This is a genomic window from Luteibacter sp. (genome assembly GCF_035539195.1).
Classification (GTDB): domain Bacteria; phylum Pseudomonadota; class Gammaproteobacteria; order Xanthomonadales; family Rhodanobacteraceae; genus Luteibacter.
In genome coordinates, this window is record NZ_DATLIW010000023.1 from 21,880 (window position 1) to 40,817 (window position 18,938).

At 65.4% G+C, this 18,938-nt stretch carries 14 protein-coding genes; 5 read left to right on the forward strand and 9 right to left on the reverse strand.

The features are described 5' to 3' along the window. The first annotated feature begins 64 nt into the window (after positions 1-64). Positions 65-817 (forward strand): hypothetical protein, encoded by a 753-nt coding sequence (locus tag VM621_RS06670; RefSeq protein WP_325468189.1) that lies wholly within the window; start codon positions 65-67, stop codon positions 815-817. A 14-nt stretch (positions 818-831) separates the two neighbouring features. On the opposite strand, the gene dbpA is transcribed toward VM621_RS06670, so the two are convergent. The 8 genes from dbpA to VM621_RS06710 all read right to left on the reverse strand — a co-directional run bounded on the left by dbpA (position 832) and on the right by VM621_RS06710 (position 9,146). Continuing rightward, complete coding sequence (gene dbpA, locus VM621_RS06675; RefSeq protein WP_325468190.1) at positions 832-2,208, reverse strand: ATP-dependent RNA helicase DbpA; 1,377 nt, start codon at positions 2,206-2,208, stop codon at positions 832-834. 45 nt (positions 2,209-2,253) lie between these two features. Then, the gene (locus VM621_RS06680; protein ID WP_325468191.1) at positions 2,254-3,321 is read right to left on the reverse strand and encodes a hypothetical protein; all 1,068 of its coding nucleotides are present in this window, start codon (positions 3,319-3,321) and stop codon (positions 2,254-2,256) included. Between the two features lie 5 nt (positions 3,322-3,326). After that, a complete protein-coding gene (locus tag VM621_RS06685; RefSeq protein WP_325468192.1) occupies positions 3,327-4,409 on the reverse strand; it encodes a hypothetical protein in 1,083 nt (360 codons plus the stop codon). Positions 4,410-4,443: 34 nt separating this feature from the next. Next, complete coding sequence (locus VM621_RS06690; RefSeq protein ID WP_325468193.1) at positions 4,444-5,409, reverse strand: hypothetical protein; 966 nt, start codon at positions 5,407-5,409, stop codon at positions 4,444-4,446. Further along, a complete protein-coding gene (locus tag VM621_RS06695; RefSeq protein ID WP_325468194.1) occupies positions 5,406-6,542 on the reverse strand; it encodes a hypothetical protein in 1,137 nt (378 codons plus the stop codon). The genes VM621_RS06690 and VM621_RS06695 overlap by 4 nt, the downstream gene beginning before the upstream one ends. A gap of 177 nt (positions 6,543-6,719) precedes the next feature. Further along, positions 6,720-7,439 carry a pseudouridine synthase gene (locus VM621_RS06700; protein ID WP_325468195.1) on the reverse strand — a complete coding sequence of 240 codons (720 nt, stop codon included), beginning with the start codon at positions 7,437-7,439 and terminating at the stop codon, positions 6,720-6,722. 4 nt (positions 7,440-7,443) lie between these two features. Beyond that, a complete protein-coding gene (locus VM621_RS06705) occupies positions 7,444-8,217 on the reverse strand; it encodes an ABC transporter permease (protein ID WP_325468196.1) in 774 nt (257 codons plus the stop codon). Next, positions 8,214-9,146 (reverse strand): ABC transporter ATP-binding protein, encoded by a 933-nt coding sequence (locus VM621_RS06710; RefSeq protein WP_325468197.1) that lies wholly within the window; start codon positions 9,144-9,146, stop codon positions 8,214-8,216. Before VM621_RS06710 ends, VM621_RS06705 begins: the two co-directional genes overlap by 4 nt. An 82-nt stretch (positions 9,147-9,228) precedes the next feature. On the opposite strand from VM621_RS06710, the gene VM621_RS06715 reads away from it, so the two are divergent. Together VM621_RS06715 and VM621_RS06720 are read left to right on the forward strand one after the other, a co-directional pair. After that, positions 9,229-9,975 (forward strand): FAD-binding oxidoreductase, encoded by a 747-nt coding sequence (locus VM621_RS06715; protein WP_325468198.1) that lies wholly within the window; start codon positions 9,229-9,231, stop codon positions 9,973-9,975. Positions 9,976-10,004: 29 nt separating this feature from the next. Next, entirely contained in the window at positions 10,005-11,285 is a 1,281-nt protein-coding gene (locus VM621_RS06720) for a flavohemoglobin expression-modulating QEGLA motif protein (RefSeq protein WP_325468199.1), read from the forward strand. 11 nt (positions 11,286-11,296) lie between these two features. On the opposite strand, the gene VM621_RS06725 is transcribed toward VM621_RS06720, so the two are convergent. After that, positions 11,297-13,147 (reverse strand): reprolysin-like metallopeptidase, encoded by a 1,851-nt coding sequence (locus VM621_RS06725; protein WP_325468200.1) that lies wholly within the window; start codon positions 13,145-13,147, stop codon positions 11,297-11,299. A gap of 223 nt (positions 13,148-13,370) precedes the next feature. Between VM621_RS06725 and VM621_RS06730 the strand changes: the two genes are divergently transcribed. Then, the gene (locus tag VM621_RS06730) at positions 13,371-15,671 is read left to right on the forward strand and encodes an NADP-dependent malic enzyme (RefSeq protein ID WP_325468201.1); all 2,301 of its coding nucleotides are present in this window, start codon (positions 13,371-13,373) and stop codon (positions 15,669-15,671) included. A gap of 267 nt (positions 15,672-15,938) precedes the next feature. Continuing rightward, positions 15,939-18,632 (forward strand): pyruvate dehydrogenase (acetyl-transferring), homodimeric type, encoded by a 2,694-nt coding sequence (aceE, locus tag VM621_RS06735; RefSeq protein WP_325468202.1) that lies wholly within the window; start codon positions 15,939-15,941, stop codon positions 18,630-18,632. Positions 18,633-18,938 lie beyond the last annotated feature (306 nt).

The window sequence follows — 18,938 nt, forward strand, 5'->3', positions numbered from 1 at the left end:
AATCGCGAGGGCAACCCTGGCGCTTCTGCTTGCAGCGGTGGGAACCACGGTCTCGGCGGGTGAGGTGAAAACCTATGAATGGACCTACGACTACGATGACGTCGTTCTGTGGCAATTGCGTCTGAGCTTCCTTCACCACGCGATTCCATCGGTGGAATGGTTCGTCAGCGCGACCTCGCACATGCGGGGCAACCGCCACGCGTTTCGGGCGTTCGCGCGTCAGTTCTTCTCTTCCACCTTCGCGACTTTTCAGTACACCTACGTCTCCAAGGGCAAGGAGCACACCCGGACGTACTACGCGCGATCCGGTGAGGAACCGCCGAGGTTGGATGTGCGTGGGCCCACCCCGGCGCCTTTCAGCAGCTACGTGCAGACGCAGCCTGCCGAAGTGCATGCCATGCTTCTGCCTTCGGACAGGTCGGCGATTACCTGGACCGCGCTGGATGACGGCAGGGGCTCCGACGCGCGCCGCAATGACGCGGAGTTGAAGGCCGTGCGTAGCATCGAGCGCGATATCATCAACCGGCGTGTACCGCTGGGCGGCGAAGTCACGGCGTTCGTCAGTCAACCGATGTGCCTGTCCTGCGACATGGCGGTCCGCATGTTCGCCCTCCAGTACGACATCGATGTGCACGTGAATGTCTTGTCGAGCGACAGCGCATGGGCGTCCCAACGCTTCATGCGGAAGCGCGTCGCCTTCTTCACGTCGGCGCTCGCATCGTCGACGACCTCCGGTCCCGGTCCCGGTCCCGGTCCACCAACGCCGCCGCCCGCGGGCGGCGTCTCGGCGTACTGTGCGGCGCCGCGATCTTACTGACGCAGGCGCGACGATCAGGCCAGCGGACGAACACGAAAGTTGCGGCCCTTGATCTTGCCGGCACGCAGGCGTTCAAGAGCCTTGTTGGCCAGGTCCCTGCGGATCGCGACGTAGGCGCGGGTGGCGAAGACGTCGATCTTGCCGATGTCCTTGGCCTCTAGGCCGGCGTCCCCGGTAAGGGCGCCCAGGATATCGCCCGGGCGCAGCTTGTCCTGACGGCCGGCGTCGATCACGAGGGTTTTCATCGCCGCGAGGTTGAGTACCTTGCGGCCGTCACCGACGGGTTTGGCCGGGTAGCGCAGCATCGGGCCGCCCAGGCGTTCCTCGATAGCGCGGATCTTCGGTTGCTCGCGCGAGCCGACCAGCGTGATCGCCAGGCCCTTCGCACCGGCGCGTCCGGTCCGGCCGACCCGGTGGGTATGGGTGTCGGCGTCGTGCGCGACGTCGTAGCTGATCACGAGGGGTAGATCGATGATGTCCAGACCACGCGCCGCGACATCCGTGGCGACGAGTATGTTGCAGCTGCGGTTGGCGAAACGGACGAGCACTTCGTCGCGGTCGCGCTGCTCGAGATCGCCGTGCAATGCCAGCGGCGAGAATCCACGGCGATCGAGTTCCGCGGCGAGCGCCTCGGTGTCCTTGCGCATATTGCAGAAGACCAGGGTCGCTTCCGGCTTCTCGTGAGTCAGGATGCGTGACAGCACATCGGGCTTGTTCGCCGGCTCCACCTCGATCATGCGCTGCTCGATGGTGTTCTCATCGTGCGTCTCCTCCACGGTGACCGTGACCGGGTCGCGCTGCACGCGACCACTGACGGCGCGGATCGCGTCGGGGTACGTCGCGGAGAAAAGCAGTGTCTGGTGATGCTTCGAAATACGCTTGACGATATCGTCGATCGCTTCCTCGAAGCCCATGTCGAGCATGCGGTCGGCTTCGTCGAGCACCAGTACCTTGATCCCGCCGCCATGCAGGCTCTCGCGCTTGAGGTGTTCCTGCACGCGCCCTGGCGTCCCGACGACGATGTGTGGATCGTGCTCGAGCGAGGCGAGCTGCGGACCCAGCGGCATGCCGCCGCACAGGGTCAGCAGCTTCACATTGGGCAGGTTCACCGCCAGGCGGCGGATGGCCTTGCTCACCTGGTCGGCGAGTTCACGGGTGGGGCACAGCACCAGGGCCTGCAGGCGGATCTGCGTCAGGTCGAGTTGCTGGAGCAGGCCCAGGCCGAACGCTGCCGTCTTTCCGCTGCCGGTCTTGGCCTGGGCGATCACGTCGCGGCCGTCGAGGATCGATGGCAGGCTTTCCCGCTGGATCGGTGTCATCTCCGTGTAGCCGAGCGATTCCACGGCGGCGAGGAGGGCGGGGGACAGGGCGGTCTGGGCGAAGGCATTCATACGCCCATGATCGCATGCCGGGCCCGCGGACGCCCTTTCGCGTCCTCAGCAGTCGGGTGTCGAAGCCCTCAAGACGCGAGGCCTGGACGGCGGAGAGTCCTCCGACGAGCTTTCCGAAAGACGTGGAAGCCGGGCGGGGTTGAGCTGGAACGAGCGGCGTGCCCATGGCGTGCCCTTGAAGCTTCGTCCCATGGCGCGCGGACTCAGCGACCTGCGAAACTGACCCTCGCGGGCGCCACGCAGGAGGTCGGCCGCCAGCAGGGGGCGCTCGCTGATCGCATCCACCAGCTGGTTGCCTTTCAGGCGGGCGCTGCCCGAGGCGATGAGTTCGCTCTGCGCCACGCGAGGCAGGGAGGGAAAGACCTGCGCCACCCGGAAGTCGACCTCATAGATTTCTCCAAAACGCGTCATCGCGTACTCGCAGGACGTGCACGCTATATCGCTCACGGTGCCGTAGACGCTCCCGCCACGAGGAATCGTGCCGCTTTTCAGGTCCTTCTCGATGGCTCGCAGCGCCTTGAACTCCGGGTCGAACGCGCGCCACCTGCCTTCCACGACGAAGGCGTCGAGAACGGATTCATCGTCGGCCAGCACCGGCGCGCGTACGTTGACGTCGTCGAAATGGGTATAGAAGCGCTCGTCGGTCAGGTCCACGGCGACCTCGTCGACCGAGGAGGCGCGGCGACCCGCTTGCCATTGCTCGTCCTCCGACTCCGTGGGGCTGGAGGGCGTCTCCGGCGTACCCGGCCGCGTAGGGCCTTCGAACACCGACTTCGCCACGGAGCTCAGTGGCAGGCCGCCCATGGCGTGGTAAACCCTTACGCCAGGCACACCGTCGATAGTGAATCGATACTCGAAACGGGCGACGGGTGCGTCGCGCATGGCATCTTCCAGCGCTTCCCAGCGGATCGCACGGTAGTCGTCGCGGTAGCGCTCATCGATCAGCGCGCGCATGGCGTCGACGTAAAACTGGCTGGTGACTTCGAGCAACGCGGTGACATTGCCTTCGTCGAGCGTGACGCGCTCCAGTTCGACGACACCGGCCGTCGTCGTTGGCGAGTTGGCAAAGGCAAGGAGGCCGGCCGAGAAGACGGCAAGACGGGAAAAGCGCATGGCGTTCATTCCGGGAGGGGGCAGAAAAGAAGGTCGGCTCGTTCGGCGGCCACGTCGGCCTCGGCCGGCGTCAGTGATTCCGCGGTCACCAGATCGTCGGCCACGACGGCCTCGACGACTTCGACCAGGGCCGCGAGGTCGAGTAGTACCAGCACGGCTGCGGCGAAGCCCGCCAGCCGTTGCATGCCGCTTTGCTTATGCGGCGGGACCCATGCCGCTTGTCTGCCGGATTCCTCGACGTACCAACGATGGACCGCGCGATCGGTCGCGGCGGCGAAGCAGAGCGGACGCGGGTCGCCGTCCGTTCCCGTTCCCGCCCTGCCCTCCCATGGGGTGGCGTCGGGCCGGCACGGAAAACTGCCGACGTAGCCTTGCGAGTCGCGATACGCCGCGGCGACGCGGGCAATGCGAAAGGCGATGGGAAGTTGCCTGAGACCGCTCGTGGCCCGCCCGCCCGGCTGCCAGTGGATCAGTCGGTGTTGCACGAGGGTGGACAGGTACTGCATGTCATGGTGGGAGATCTGGTCGAGATAGGCCGCCGCCATGACGCGCTCGAATACCCCCTCGTCGATCCCGAGTACGGCCCGGCGCGCGGGCGCCGTATGGCGTACCTGTTCGCGCAACAGCTGCATGGCCACGGCGTAGGTCGCCGCCCGCGTCGAGTGGCGAAAGCCGGTGAGATCGACCATGTGCCAGAAGATGTCCGCATCGACATCCGCCTTCGTGGCGCTGGCGGCGACGAAGGTGTCCTTGTAGCCGGCGCGTGTTTCTACGTCGCGCCCGGGTCGGGCGCGCGTCAAGCCCAGATCCCAGTCGAGAACCGCCACAGCCGACGCCGTCGACACCTCGCCAGGCAAGCCCGCAAGTATCTCGGGCCAGTCGATGTCGTTGGTGAAATCGGGCTTCTCGACGGTTGCCGAGTAAGGCGATGTCGGTTCGCTGAGCAGTTGGCTCAGCAACGTGCTCTCCGAACCGGCGAACGCCTCGGCGACGCCCAGACGGGCGACCCGCTCGCGCTGGAGGTGCGACAGTACGTCGATACCCGAGGTGCTGGTGGCATGCGTGCCAGCGCTTCCCAGCAGAGCCACGCAGACAGCCACTGCTCGCCCGTGCTTTCTCATGTCAGTCACCACACGGCGCCGCGAGCGCGGTCCGGGCTTCTTCTGCCTCGATGCGATCGATGTGTTCGAGGGCCTCGGTACCCGCCCACGACGTCTCGCCAGGGTCGGTCACGGTGTCGCGCTTGAAATGGCTCGCCGCGTAGGCCTTGCGCAGGCTTTTCAGTTCGGCGGACGATTCGCCGCTTGCGAGCAGCTTCGGATCGCGCGGGAGGGGCACGCCGGTTGCCGCTTCGACCAGTTGGTAGATATGGCCCTCGATGCCAAACGATTCCGCCAGCGCCACCGACGCCGCACTGCAGGACTGGCAAACCGCCTTGCTTACATAGCCGACGAGTCTTCCGCCGCGGGACACCGTCTTCGTGGCGATATCGTTCTCGATCTGCCGAAAGATCTTCAACTCCGCGTCGCCGCCGTTGTTCGTGGCGAGGGACTCGAGCACGGAATCCTGCGGCGGAAGATTGGGGGCGCGGACATTGAATTCCGTGTCGATGGGGTAGTACTTGCGTTCGGCGAAGTCCTTCGCGATATCCTCTTCGGTGATCTTGTAAGGCCTGGAGCCTTCCGATTCGGTGCCGCTCGATCCGCTTCGCGAGCCGTTACCGGGGGCAGTGAAATCGATCCGGCTGAGAACGACCTCCATGGCGGGGCCGCTTCGCGCATGATAGATACGCGTGAACTGGCGGCCGTTCCTCACGAACGTATATTCCATGCGCGCCACCGTGGGCGAATGTGTGGCGAACCTGACCCGGTTCCAGGCGGTGGAGTTACCGGTGGTAGCGATGCCTTCCTTCGCGAGCATGGTCCGATAGGCGTTGGCAAAGAGCGTCGACTCGCCGTTGAGCATGGCGACGATCCCTTCGCCGGCGGCTGGCGCAATGGCGATCTTTCCGGCATGGGCCATCGAGGCCGACAGGCTCCATGCCAATGCGCCCAGGCGCAGAACGTTCAAGGTGGTGCGGTTCGTCATTTGCGGATCCTGCAGGTCAGCTGGTTGGCACGGTCTTCGGCAAACGCCGCTCCGTCTTCGGCGAGGGCCCCCGCGCCGACCATCTCGTCGACGACGGCGGCCTCGCCGATCTCGACGAACGGGGCGAGGTCGGTCAGGACGAGCACCGTGTTGAGCCAGAAGGAAAGACGTGCGGACGCGGTGTCCGTTGCCTGGTGGGCGAGGCGTACGCTGGACGCTTCCTCGCGCATCTGCCGGCGGAACCAGGACTGCACCGCCCGGTCGGTGGCTGCGACGAAACAGAGCGGGCGGTTGTACTCGGTGGCATCGGAACCGCTCGGCTCCCTTGGGTGAGGCTCGTTGCCAAGGCAGTAACCATTGGCGTTGATGTAACCCTTCGCATCGCGATACGCTGCTGCGACGCGGGCGACGCGGTAGGCGGCGGGAAGTTGCCTGTGCCCGTCGGTGTCGACGGTGAAATCGCCCTTCGATATCGCGTAGCGCAGCAGATCGGCGAGGTAGCGTTGGTCGTTCTCGTCGATGTTCTGCGGATTGCGCTGCGCGAGGTAGCGCGCAAGGACGTCGGGCTTGATTCCATGCGCCTGATCGTCATCCGTGGTCGCCTTCATCCGGCTCAGTTCGCGAAGCAGCTGTAGCGCCACGGCGTGGCCGGCGGCGACCGTGGACATGGCACCGTTCATGTCCGAGGCCTTCCAGAAGATATCGGCATCGACGCCCGCCTTGATCGCATTGGCGGCGACCTCGCGACCGCGATATCGACGCGCCGCGGCGGCATCCACGGCAACCTCGATGCCCGGCCTCGCCTTGGTGAACCCGCTCTGCCACTGCAGCATGTCGAGGGCGACCGCCGGCTTGTCGGCGGCGTTGAAGGGCAGGCTGTCGACGAAATCGGACCACCAGATTTCATTGGCGATCGGGGGTGCGCCGCGCAGCGCACTGTAGGGAGAGTCTGGATCTTCGAGGAAGTTGGCAACGAACTCGCGTGTGCTGTAATCGAGCGCACGGCCCACGCCCTCCTCCGCGACGCGGTAGCGAATGAGCTGGTGATGAATGTCGACCGCGGTCGGCTTGGCGGCGAGTGCGGGACAGGGGAGCAGGGCGGCGACGCATGCCAGCCGTAGTACGCATTTCATGTCGGTGGAACATCCTTGTTCGGGTCCGGGGCCGTCTTCATGTCGGCCCACGTAGTGTCGGAGAACGCATGAGGAGCCGCCGTCGGGGGTGCCCCAGACGGTTGCGGTCATGCTTCCCGTTGCTATGTCAGCGGATTCCCGGCCGCCGTAGGGCGCGCGACGGACTCCGCCGCGGCGCTACCAGCGCGTGCGCTCCGGCAACAAGCCCTTGAGCTCGGCCTCGGTCAGGTTGCGCCACTGACCCGGCTTGAGGTGCCCGAGCTTCACATTGATGATGCGCACGCGGCGCAGCTGCGTGACGCGATAACCGAACGCAGCCGCCATCAGGCGGATCTGCCGGTTGAGGCCCTGCGTGAGCACGATGGAGAAGCCGAATTTCGCGATCTTGCGCACGCGGCAAGGATCGGTCATCTGGTTGTGCACGCGCACGCCCTTGGCCATGCCGCGGATGAACTCGTCGGTCACCGCCTTGTTCACCGCCACGAGGTATTCCTTCTCGTGACGATTTTCCGAGCGCAGGATCTCGTTGACGATGTCGCCGTTGCTGGTCAGCAGGATCAGGCCCTCGGAATCCTTGTCGAGGCGCCCGATGGGAAAGATGCGCTGCGGATGGTCGACGAAGTCGACGATATTGCCGTCGACTGTCTGGTCCGTGGTGCAGGTGATGCCGACGGGCTTGTTCAGTGCGATGTAGACGCCGCGGGATTTCGCGGACTCCGGCGCCATCGTGCGCGCGACGACGATCTCGCCGTCGACGCGCACGACGTCACCTTCGAGCGCCTTGGCACCCATGCCGACCACGTCGTCGTTGATCGTGACGCGGCCGGCGACGAGCAGCTCGTCCGCTTCGCGGCGTGAGCACAAGCCGGCTTCGCTGATGTACTTGTTGACCCGCATGGCGTTACGAGCGCAGACCCACGCCGCGCGACAGGAGGCGCAAGGCGACGAAGCTCAGGCCGGCCACGAAGACCAGCATCACCACGAACGCGGTGACGATCGGCACGTCGCTCACGCCGAGGACGCCGAAGCGGAAGGCGTTGACCATGTAGAGGATCGGATTGGCCAGCGAGATGGTGTGCCACGGCTCGCCGAGCAGGTCGACCGAATAGAACACGCCACCCAGGTAGGTGAGCGGGGTCAGTACGAAGGTCGGTACCAGGGCGATGTCGTCGAACTTCTTGGCGAACACGGCGTTGACGAAGCCGGCTAGCGAGAACACGGTGGCGCCGAGCACCACCGAGACGAAGGTGATGATCGGATGGGCCACATGCAGGTCGGTGAAGAACAGCGCGATCACCAGCACCAGCGCGCCCACGATCACGCCGCGGGTGACCGCGCCGGTCACGTAGCCGAGCAGGATCACCCAGTTGGGCATCGGCGAGACAAGCATTTCCTCGACGAAACGGCCGAACTTCGCGCCGAAGAACGACGAGGAGATATTGCCGTAGCTGTTCGTGATGATGCTCATCATGACCAGGCCCGGCACGATGTACTGCATGTACGTGAAGCCATGCATCAGGCCGATGCGGCTGCCGATGAGCTTGCCGAAGATGACGAAGTACAGCGTCATCGTGATCGCCGGCGGGATCAGCGTCTGCGTCCAGATGCGCAGGATGCGAGCGATCTCGCGGCGAACGATGGTGTTCAGCGCGACGAGGTTGGTAGCGGCGCTCATGCGGCGTTCTCCCTGCCGTGCTCGACCAGTCGGACGAAGAGCTCTTCGAGGCGATTGGACTTGTTGCGCATCGAGGTCACGGTGACGCCGTGTTCGGAAAGCGCGGCGAACAGCGAGTTCAGGTCGTGGGAGCGGGACATCTCGGCTTCGATGGTGTGATCGTCCAGCGTGCGCAGGACGACACCGGGCAGGGCGGGAAGGATGCCGGGCGCGCGGGGAACGTCCAGGACGAAGGTTTCCACGTCCAGCGTGGCCAGCAGGCTCTTCATCGCGGTGTTCTGCACGATGCGGCCCTGGTCGATGATCGCGATGTTGCGGCAGAGTTGCTCGGCTTCCTCGAGGTAGTGCGTGGTGAGGATCACCGTGGTGCCGGCGGCATTGATCCCGCTGACGAACTGCCACATGGAACGGCGGATTTCGATATCGACGCCCGCGGTGGGTTCGTCGAGGATCAGCAGCTTCGGCTCGTTCATCATGGCGCGGGCGATCATCAGGCGGCGCTTCATGCCGCCCGAAAGGGTCCGTGCCTGCAGGTGCGCCTTGTCCCACAGACGCAGCTCCTTCAGGTACTTCTCGGCGCGCTCGGATGCCTCGGCGCGACCGATGCCGTAGAACCCGGCCTGGTTGACGCAGATGTCGAAGGGCTTCTCGAACTGGTTGAAGTTGAGCTCCTGGGGCACCAGGCCGATCAGCCGCATGGCTTCGCTGCGGTGCTTGTGGATCGAGACCCCGAACACCTCCGCGTCGCCCGAGGTCGAGTTGACCAGGGAGGAAAGGATGCCGATGAGGGTCGACTTGCCGGCGCCGTTAGGCCCCAGCAGGGCGAAGAAATCGCCCTGCTCGACGGTCAGGGAGATGCCCTTGAGGGCCTCCACGCCGTTGCCGTAGGTCTTCCGTAAATTATTGACGTTTAAAGCAGGAGTGGTCATGGGCTGCGCCGGGATGACAAGCCGCCTATTATACCGGGCTTTGTCTGTCCACCTTGTTCCCGCACGTCAACAGAGACTTTCCATGGCCGAACAATTCCAGCTCCGACTCGCCGACAGCTTCATGCTCGCCCCCTCGGTGCGGCACCTGTCGTTCGAGCGTGCCGACGGCCAGCCGCTGGCCTTCGTGCCAGGGCAGTTCCTCCAGGTCCACTTCCAGTACGACGACGGCAAACCGACCAAGCGCAGCTATTCGGTGGGCACGATCGGCGACGGGACCGGGCCGGTCGAGCGGATCGAGATCGCCGTGAGCTACGTGGAGGGTGGGGCGGCGACCCGGCTGCTGGGCGGTCTGCAAGCCGGTGAGACGATCGACGCAAGCGGCCCGTACGGCCGTTTCTGCCTGATGGACGGCGACCGGAACGCGCGCTACATCCTGATCGCCACGGGCACCGGCGTGACCCCCTACCGCGCCATGCTGCCGCAGATCGCCAGCCTGATCGCCAGCCGCGGTTGCCGCTTCGTGCTCCTTTACGGCGCCCGGAACGAGGGAGAGCTGCTCTACGGCGAGGAGTTCGAGGCTTTCGCGCGCACCCATGAAGGCTTCGATTTCCACCCCTGCCTCAGCCGCGGCGCGCGGCCGAACCCGCGTCCCCACGACCGCCTGGGCTATGTCCAGGACATGCTGGCGGAGCTGGAGCCCAGTGGCGAGCAGGACATTGCCTACCTCTGCGGCAATCCGAACATGGTCGACGCCGCCTTCGCGGCGCTGAAGGAGCATGGGCTCCCGGTCCAGCACATTCGTCGCGAGAAATACATCTCTTCGCGCTGAAACGGCCCCCCGGCCTATACTTCCGCCCCATGCACGCCCACGTCCTCCCGCCTCATCTCACCCCGGAAATGCGGCGCTACGCGACGCTGGACCAGCGACTGCTGGCCGCCGTCCGAGCCATCCGCATCCTGCCGACGGTGTCGTGGCCGGCCTCGGTCGAAGAGCACTTGATCGCGGAGTTCGGTGCCGGCCGGCTTTCCCTGCCGGATATCCGCTATCGGCCGCCCGACCTGGGTGGCACCCGGGCCGAGCTGGAAGCGATCGAGCGGGAGGTCTGCGAGGACCATCCGATCGCCGAGTACCTGCGGCGCACGGCGGAATCCTGGCGCGTGGCCACCGAAATGCTCGATGCCGCAGGCACCGATGGCGTGACGGTGGCCTCCGTGGCGCTCTACGGCAAGCCCGGCGACGCCATCCCCGGGAGCAATCGCAGCAACCTCGACGCCGCCCGCTATTTCGTCGACCTCGCCGACGAGCTGGGTGCCGATCTGCAGACCGAGGACGCGACAGGCACCATTCCGGCCGAAGAACTGCGCCGCGACATGTCCGACATGCTCGACGCCTTCTTCTCGCCGGGCACCATCTCGGTCGAGGTGGATCCCGAACTCACCGCGAAGGCCGCGGCGGGTGCGACCCGCATCCGCCTGCGTGGCGGCATTCACTTCACCGAATACGACCGACACCAGTTGCTGGCGCACGAGGCATTCGTCCATTCGCTCACCGCGCTCAACGGTCGCGAGCAACCCGTGCTCGCCTCGCTGGCGCGTACGTCGCCTCGCGTCACCGCCACGCAGGAGGGCCTGGCCGTGTTCGCCGAGCTGATGTCGGGTGCGATCGACATTTCGCGGCTCAAGCGCATCAGCCTGCGCATCCTTGCGATCGATATGGCGCTGAGCGGTGCGGACTTCGTCGACGTGTTCCGTTATTTCCGCGAATGCGGGCAGAACGTGGCGGACAGCTTCCACTCCGCGCAGCGTGTGTTTCGTGGCGTACCGCTGACCGGCGGCTCGGCCTTCGCGAAGGACAACGTCTACCTTTCCGGTCTCCTGGCGGTGCATACGTTCTTCCGCTGGGCACTGCGCCAGCGTCGCCTCGACCTGTTGCGCAACCTGTTCGCCGGCAAGCTCGCCCTGCACGACGTGATGAGCCTCGAGGCCCACTTCGCTAGCGGGGATATCGTCGCGCCGCGTTATCTGCCGCCGTGGATGCAGCACGTGCATGGTCTGGCCGGGAAGCTGGCGTTTTCGTTGTTCGTCAACCACATCCACATGGCGGGCGTCGAGGCCGAGGAAATTTCCCTCGGCCTGTGAGCCTTCGCAAGTCACGGTCCCGGCAGCACCGTGAAATCGGCGGGCGACACCGCGAAGAAGGGTCGCCAGTCGCAGCGCACACGTAACCTTGCATGCCCGGACGGGGCGCCGAGGGACGGCAGGGCCACCTCCGTGTCGCCGTCGTTCCGCACATCCGTCGCCAGCGGCGTGTCGAGCCACGAAGCGCCGCCGTCGAGCGAGAGGTCGATGTCGACGAAGTGACAATCGATCGGTGCGGCGGTGGTCCCGGCGACATCCCATCGCACGCGTACGTTCCCGCCACCCACGCCGCGCGTGGCGGCATCCGGCAGCAACACGGCGAACGGTCGTCCGGTGTCGACGACACGTACGCGGGTGTCGGCGCTGGCGATGGTCGCCTGCTCGCCACCGTTGTCCCTCACGGTCAGCCGAAAGTTGAGCAGGCGTGAGGTCGTCGGCAGGGTCTCGCCGGGGCCGGCGGTTTCGTGGCCGAGGACCACGGCCATCCTGGGAAAGTGCCGGATGCCTGTCTTCGCCGGTGCGAACGAACGAAACAGTGGGCCGTGGCCGTTGTCCGCCAGCACACCGCGCTGCTCGTCGCCGGCATCCATTTGCTCCCACGTGTAGGTCAGGCGGTCACCGTGCGTTGCCGGCTCGGCCGAGGCTTCGAGAACGAAGGGCGTGCGCGCCGGAACGATCTTCTCCTCGGCCAGGGGCAGGGGATCGATCCACGGGGCGGGCACCGCATTGATGCGCTTCCGGGCACAGCGTCCGCCCCGCGAACCCAGCCAGGCACGCATCTGGTCGATGTTCGCGGCGTGGAAATACAGGTCCGAGCGGGGTTGCAGCCACTGCGCGCTGCCGCCACAGGCAGACGGTGCGAAGCCCATGGCCGTGCTGCCGCCGCCGGGTTCCACCGCCCGATCGGGGAGGGTCATCCGGCCGCAACCGGCAGCGGTCGGCCAGGCACCCAGTTGGCGACCGAGTACGTGAATCATGAAGCCGACGGCATAGGGCTCGGTGTCCGGCCGGGCATGGCCACTCCAGGCCGCCGCTTTATGGGTGGCGAAGAAATCGGCACGACGATCGTCGCTGCACGTGTTGCCGATATGGCTTTCGCCGCCGACGTACGTGGTGACGGCGTGGCCGATATCGTAGTTTCGCCGGCCGATCTCGCGGTCGATCAGCCGTACGGCGGCGGGGCCTGGATCGCTACCGCGGAAGGGATCGCGTCCGGGATCGGCACGGATGATTTTCTCGTTGTCGTCGACCAGGGTGAAGTGCACGCCGACATCGGTTTCGAAGACCTCATTCGCGCGATTCACCGCGTGGACGATCTCGCCGAGCGCGCCCTCGACCGTCCCGCCAAAGCGGGCGACATAATGGCTGTCCGCGGCCACGGCCAGCCGGAAGTCGTAGCGCACGCTGCTGCCGCCACGCGGCATGGCCATGCCCTCGGGGAGGGCGGATGCCCTGGTAGCGGCACCGGCGTGCGGAAGCGAGGAATCGCCGCGCGCTCGCGCAGCGAGGTCGCCCGGGCGAAGAATCCACTCTGCATCGCCATCGCGGACACTGCTTCTTACGCCCGCCTTCGACACATCGAGCCGTACCGTCCGGCCGTGGTCGTCGGCGCCGCGGAAACTCCGCAAGCCAGGGAATTTCGCCGCGAGCGCTCTTGGGAGCGTGCCCGAATCACGGAGGTGGAACAGCGAGGACCGGGTGGCATCGATGGGAAGGCTGACGTCGCTCGTGCGGCTGGCATCGTCGGGCAGTCGAAGCAGGATGCGGCGGAGCGACGGCTCATCGACCGTGGCGGCGGTTGCCGGGCAGACCCCAGGCAAAAGGCCGCAACCAAGGGCCGTAACAAGAAACAAGCGCGACATGACAGTCTCGTTAAGCACGAAGGGCTGTCGACCTTAGCTGTCGCGACAGGCGCAATCTGTCGGCTATCGCATGGCTGATATGTCGCCTTTTCATATCACTGGATGTCGCAATGCAACACACCCCGGGTCCGGCGATTTGCCAAGGCGGTGCTAACATCGACGCTTCACGGCGAGGCCTCCGGCCCGCTGTTCGTTCCTTCCATCAAGCTCCCCACAGGACCCCATGGCCATCTCCGAGGAACTGCGGCAAGCCGCGCTCGAGTACCACCGCCTTCCCCGTCCGGGCAAGATCAAGGTCACCCCGACCACCTCGCTGCTGACCCAGCGCGATCTTTCCCTGGCTTATTCGCCCGGCGTCGCGGCGGCGTGCGACGCGATCGTCGCCGACCCCCGCGAGGCCGCCGAACTCACGGCGCGCTCCAACCTTGTCGCCGTGATCACCAACGGCACCGCGGTGCTCGGCCTGGGCAACATCGGTGCCCTGGCCAGCAAGCCGGTGATGGAAGGCAAGGGCGTCCTGTTCCAGAAGTTCGCCGGTATCGATGTGTTCGACATCGAGATCAACGAGAACGATCCGGACAAGCTGGTCGAGATCATTGCCAGCCTCGAGCCCACGTTCGGCGGCATCAACCTCGAAGACATCAAGGCACCGGAATGTTTCATCGTCGAGCGCAACCTGCGCGAGCGGATGAAGATTCCCGTGTTCCACGACGACCAGCACGGTACGGCGATCATCGTCGGTGCGGCGGTCATCAATGCGCTGCTGGTCACCGGCAAGAAAATCGAAGACGTGAAGCTCGCCACCACGGGCATGGGCGCCGCAGGCATCTCCTGCGTCGACATGCTGGTGACGCTCGGCCTGAAGCGCGAGAACATCCTCGCCTTCGATCGCGACGGCGTGCTGCACACCGGCCGCACCGACCTGGACCCGGACAAGCAGCGCTACGCCCGCGACACGGACAAGCGCACGCTCGCCGAGATCGTCGTCGGCGCGGACATCTTCCTGGGTCTCTCCGCCGGCGGCATCCTCAAGCCGGAGATGGTCGCGACCATGGCCGAGCGCCCGATCATCTTCGCGCTGGCCAACCCGAATCCCGAGATCCTTCCGGAAGATGCCAAGGCTGTCCGTCCGGACTGCATCATGGCCACGGGTCGTTCGGACTACCCGAACCAGGTCAATAACGCGCTTTGCTTTCCCTATCTGTTCCGCGGTGCGCTCGATGTCGGCGCATCGGTGATCAACGAGCAGATGAAGGTTGCCTGCGTGAAGGCCATCGCGGAGCTGGCGCGACGCGAGGCGTCCGACGTCAGCGCACGCGCGTATGGCGGCAAGCCGCCGAGTTTCGGTCCCGAGTACCTGATTCCGCAGCCGTTCGATCCGCGGCTGCTGATCCAGCTGCCGCCGGCGATCGCCCAGGCGGCGATGGATTCCGGCGTGGCCGAACGCCCCATCCAGGATTTCCCGGCATATATCGACCAGCTCACCAGCTTCGTCTTCCGCACCGGCCTGCTCATGAAGCCGGTGTTCGATCGTGCCAAGGCCGATCCGAAGCGCGTGGTCTATGCCGAAGGCGAGGAAGAAACCACGCTGCGCGCCGTGCAGACGGTGGTCGACGAAGGCCTGGCCCGGCCGATCCTTGTCGGCCGCCCCGACGTGATCGAGCGCCGTATCGCGCGTGCCGGACTGCGCCTGAAGCCAGGCGTGGATTTCGAGATGTGCAACATCCACTCGGATCCGCGCTTCGAGGACTACTGGCGCCTGTATCACTCGATCATGGAGCGCCGCGGCGTCACGCCGGCCTCGGCCAAAGCCGTGGTTCGCTCGCGTCCGACGGTGATCGCGGCGCTCATGGTGGAGCGGGGCGAGGCCGACGCGATGATCTGTGGCCTGGTCGGCACCTATCACAGCAAGCTCGACTACATCACCGACATCATCGGTCTGGACGAGGGTATTGCCGAGGCATCCGCCATGGCGGCGGTGTCGACGGAGAAGGGCACCTTCTTCTTCCTCGATACCTATGTGCAGGACGACCCCACGGCCGAGCAGATCGCCGAGGCCACCCTGCAGGCATCGCTTCGCCTGAAGCTGTTCGGTATCCAGCCCAAGATCGCGCTGCTTTCCAACTCCAACTTCGGCGGCCGCGAGACCCGCAGTTCGAAGAAGATGCGCGACGCGCTGCGCCTGATCCGCGAGAAAGCTCCGCGCCTCGAGGTCGAAGGCGAGATGCAGGCCGATGTCGCCCTGACCCCCGAACTACGCGAGAGGATATTCCCGAACTCGCGCCTGGAAGGTAAGGCCAACGTCTTCGTCTTCCCGAACCTGGACGCCGCCAACACGGCCTACAACATGGTTCGCGTGCTCTGCGACGGCGTGGTCATCGGCCCGATCCTCATGGGCGTGGCCAAGCCGGCCCACATCCTTACCCCGCAGGCGACGGTCCGTCGGGTGGTCAACATGACCGCGGTGGCCGGTGTCGAAGCGCAGATTCGGGCGGGCAAGCCCCGGACTGTTGTAAATGATTGATTGATCGGTGTTTTGTGTCGCAATCGCCGATAAATCGGCTCCCACACAAGACCTGCGCGGGTCTTGTGTGGGAGCCGCTTCAGCGGCGATCCCGGCGCCAGCCGGGCCAGGCCGCGAAAACCCCTGCTACAGAACGTTTTATCACGAGACAAACCCCCATACCGCCGCGTATGTGAAAACTTCGCGGTATCATGGAAAGGTTTTCCCGCCACCCCAGCGGGCTCTACAGACCTCATGAAGCGCGCGCCACGCGCGAGCGGAGCATCCATGGACCAGATCGACGATATCCTGAACCAGGACCTCGACCCCACCGAAACCCGAGAGTGGGTCGAGTCGCTCAACGCCGTCATCAATCACGATGGCACCGAGCGCGCGCACTTCCTGCTGGAGCGCATGGTCGACTCCACGCGTCGCTCCGGCGGCTACCTGCCGTTCGACCCGACCACCGAGTACGTGAACACCATCCCGCCGCATATGGAAGCGCGCAGCCCCGGCAATGCCGCCATCGAATGGCGCATCCGCTCGCTGATCCGCTGGAACGCGCTGGCCACCGTCGTGCGCGCCAACCGCAAGCCGGGCGACCTCGGCGGTCATATCTCCAGCTTCGCCTCCTCGGCGACCTTGTACGACGTCGGCTTCAACCATTTCTGGCGCGCCCCGAGCGCCGACCACCCGGGCGACCTGGTGTTCCACCAGGGCCATTCGGCGCCCGGCGTGTACGCGCGCTCCTTCCTCGAAGGCCGTATCAGCGAAGAACAGCTCGATCTCTTCCGCATGGAAGTGGAAGGCAAGGGCAAGGGTCTATCCTCGTATCCGCATCCTTACCTGATGCCGGACTACTGGCAGGTACCGACCGTGTCCATGGGCCTTGGCCCGATCCAGGCGATCTACCAGGCCCAGTTCTGGAAGTACCTCGAGCACCGCGGCCTCATCCCGAAGTCCGATCGCAAGATCTGGTGCTTCATGGGCGACGGCGAGTCGGACGAGCCGGAGTCGCTGGGTGCGATCTCCCTGGCCGGCCGCGAAGGCCTGGATAACCTCATCTTCGTCATCAACTGCAACCTGCAGCGCCTCGACGGCCCGGTGCGCGGCAACGGCAAGATCATCCAGGAGCTGGAAGGCGTGTTCCGCGGCGCTGGCTGGAATGCCATCAAGGTGGCCTGGGGCAGCTACTGGGATCCGCTCCTTGCCCGCGACACCACGGGCAAGCTGCGCCAGCTGATGATGGAAACCGTCGACGGCGAATACCAGGCCTGCAAGGCCTTCGGCGGCGCGTACACGCGCGAGAAGTTCTTCGGCAAGTACCCGGAAACCGCAGCCCTCGTCGCCAACATGTCCGACGACGACATCTGGCGCCTCAACCGTGGCGGTCACGATCCGCACAAGGTCTACGCGGCCTACCACGCGGCGGTGAACACCAAGGGCATGCCCACCGTGGTCCTCGCCAAGACGGTGAAGGGTTATGGCATGGGCGCGGCGGGCGAATCGCAGAACCCGGCGCACAACCAGAAGAAGATGGACACCGACGCGATCCGCGCCTTCCGCGACCGCTTCAATATCCCCATTCCCGACGACAAGCTCGAGGACGTGCCGTACTACCACCCGGGCAAGGACTCGGAAGAAGTGCAGTACATGCTCGAGCGCCGTCGCGCGCTGGGCGGTTTCCTGCCGCAGCGTCGTCGCAAATCGGACAAGTCGTTCACCGCGCCCACGCTCGAAGCCTTCGAGCAGATCACCAAGGGCACGGGCGATCGCGAGATCTCGACCACGATGGCCCTGGTTCGCGGCATGAACCTCATGCTGCGTGACAAGGAACTCGGCCCGCGCCTGGTGCCGATCGTTGCCGACGAAGCCCGTACCTTCGGTATGGAAGGCATGTTCCGCCAGATCGGCATCTACGCGCCGTTCGGCCAGAAGTATCGTCCGCAGGATGCCGACCAGTTGCTGTACTACCGCGAAGACCAGAAGGGCCAGGTCCTCCAGGAAGGTATCAGCGAAGCCGGCGGCATGAGCGCCTGGCTGGCCGCGGCGACAAGCTACAGCATCAGCAACGTGGCGATGCTGCCGTTCTTCATCTACTACTCGATGTTCGGTTTCCAGCGTATCGGCGACCTCTGCTGGGCGGCCGGCGACATGCGTGCGCGCGGCTTCCTCATCGGCGGCACCTCGGGCCGCACCACGCTCAACGGCGAAGGCCTGCAGCACGAGGACGGTCATTCGCACCTGCTCTCCGGCGCGATCCCGAACGTCATCTCCTACGACCCGACCTTCTCCTACGAACTGGCGGTGATCCTGCAGGACGGCACGCGCCGGATGATGCAGGAGCAGGAAGATGTCTACTACTACATCACCGTGATGAACGAGAACTATGCCCACCCCGATCTGCCCAAGGGCAGCGAGGAAGGCATCGTCAAGGGCATGTACCTGTTCAAGGACGGCGGCAAGGCGAAGAAGAACGAGCCGCGCGTGCAGCTGCTCGGCTCGGGCACGATCCTGCGCGAAGTCATCGCCGCGGCCGAGCTGCTGGAGAAGGACTTCGGCGTGACGTCGGATATCTGGTCGGTACCGAGCTTCTCGGAAGTCCGCCGCGAAGGCTTCGACGCCGAGCGCTGGAACCGCCTGCATCCGGAAGCCACGCAGCGCGTGCCGTACATCACCGGCCTGCTCGGCGAGCGTCAGGGTCCGGCGATCGCCGCGACGGACTACGTTCGCGAGTTCGCCGATCAGGTGCGCGCCTTCATGCCGGATGGCATGCGTTACACGGTGCTGGGTACGGATGGCTTCGGCCGCAGCGACACGCGTGCCAACCTGCGCAGCCACTTCGAGGTCGATCGCTACTGGATCGCCCACGCCGCGCTGGCTGCCTTGGCGAAGGACGGCAAGGTCAACGCGAAGGACGTGAGCCGCGCCATCAAGGAATACAAGCTGGACGTCGACAAGCCGAACCCGCTGTACGCCTGATCGCCGCTGTCGCCTGATAGCTAAGGACACAAAAAGGGCCGGAGCAATCCGGCCCTTTTTTGGTTCATCGTGGATTAGCGGGGGGCGCTCGGCATACCGGGCATTTTTTCGTGTTTCGCATCTTGCCCATGGCTCGCCTTCGGCCTCGCGGGGCTCGGCTTCGCCATCGCTTTGTACACTTGGGCGTTTCGCGGGGAGACCTTGGCGCCCACCCTCGCTGCTCAGACAGGTCCTCCGCGTTCGGTGCGGAAGGCCGCTGCGCGGCCGATGTATCTATATGGCCTACGGCCGCTCACTTGTGCGGAA

What these genes read in the sequence shown, in the direction of transcription:
- VM621_RS06695 (WP_325468194.1), bottom strand. Translation starts at nt 6,542, where the DNA reads ATGAAATGCGTACTACGGCTGGCATGCGTCGCCGCCCTGCTCCCCTGT.
- VM621_RS06700 (WP_325468195.1), bottom strand. Translation starts at nt 7,439, where the DNA reads ATGCGGGTCAACAAGTACATCAGCGAAGCCGGCTTGTGCTCACGCCGC.
- VM621_RS06690 (WP_325468193.1), bottom strand. Translation starts at nt 5,409, where the DNA reads ATGACGAACCGCACCACCTTGAACGTTCTGCGCCTGGGCGCATTGGCA.
- VM621_RS06715 (WP_325468198.1), top strand. Translation starts at nt 9,229, where the DNA reads ATGGCCGAACAATTCCAGCTCCGACTCGCCGACAGCTTCATGCTCGCC.
- VM621_RS06720 (WP_325468199.1), top strand. Translation starts at nt 10,005, where the DNA reads ATGCACGCCCACGTCCTCCCGCCTCATCTCACCCCGGAAATGCGGCGC.
- dbpA (WP_325468190.1), bottom strand. Translation starts at nt 2,208, where the DNA reads ATGAATGCCTTCGCCCAGACCGCCCTGTCCCCCGCCCTCCTCGCCGCC.
- VM621_RS06680 (WP_325468191.1), bottom strand. Translation starts at nt 3,321, where the DNA reads ATGCGCTTTTCCCGTCTTGCCGTCTTCTCGGCCGGCCTCCTTGCCTTT.
- VM621_RS06710 (WP_325468197.1), bottom strand. Translation starts at nt 9,146, where the DNA reads ATGACCACTCCTGCTTTAAACGTCAATAATTTACGGAAGACCTACGGC.
- VM621_RS06730 (WP_325468201.1), top strand. Translation starts at nt 13,371, where the DNA reads ATGGCCATCTCCGAGGAACTGCGGCAAGCCGCGCTCGAGTACCACCGC.
- VM621_RS06725 (WP_325468200.1), bottom strand. Translation starts at nt 13,147, where the DNA reads ATGTCGCGCTTGTTTCTTGTTACGGCCCTTGGTTGCGGCCTTTTGCCT.
- VM621_RS06705 (WP_325468196.1), bottom strand. Translation starts at nt 8,217, where the DNA reads ATGAGCGCCGCTACCAACCTCGTCGCGCTGAACACCATCGTTCGCCGC.
- aceE (WP_325468202.1), top strand. Translation starts at nt 15,939, where the DNA reads ATGGACCAGATCGACGATATCCTGAACCAGGACCTCGACCCCACCGAA.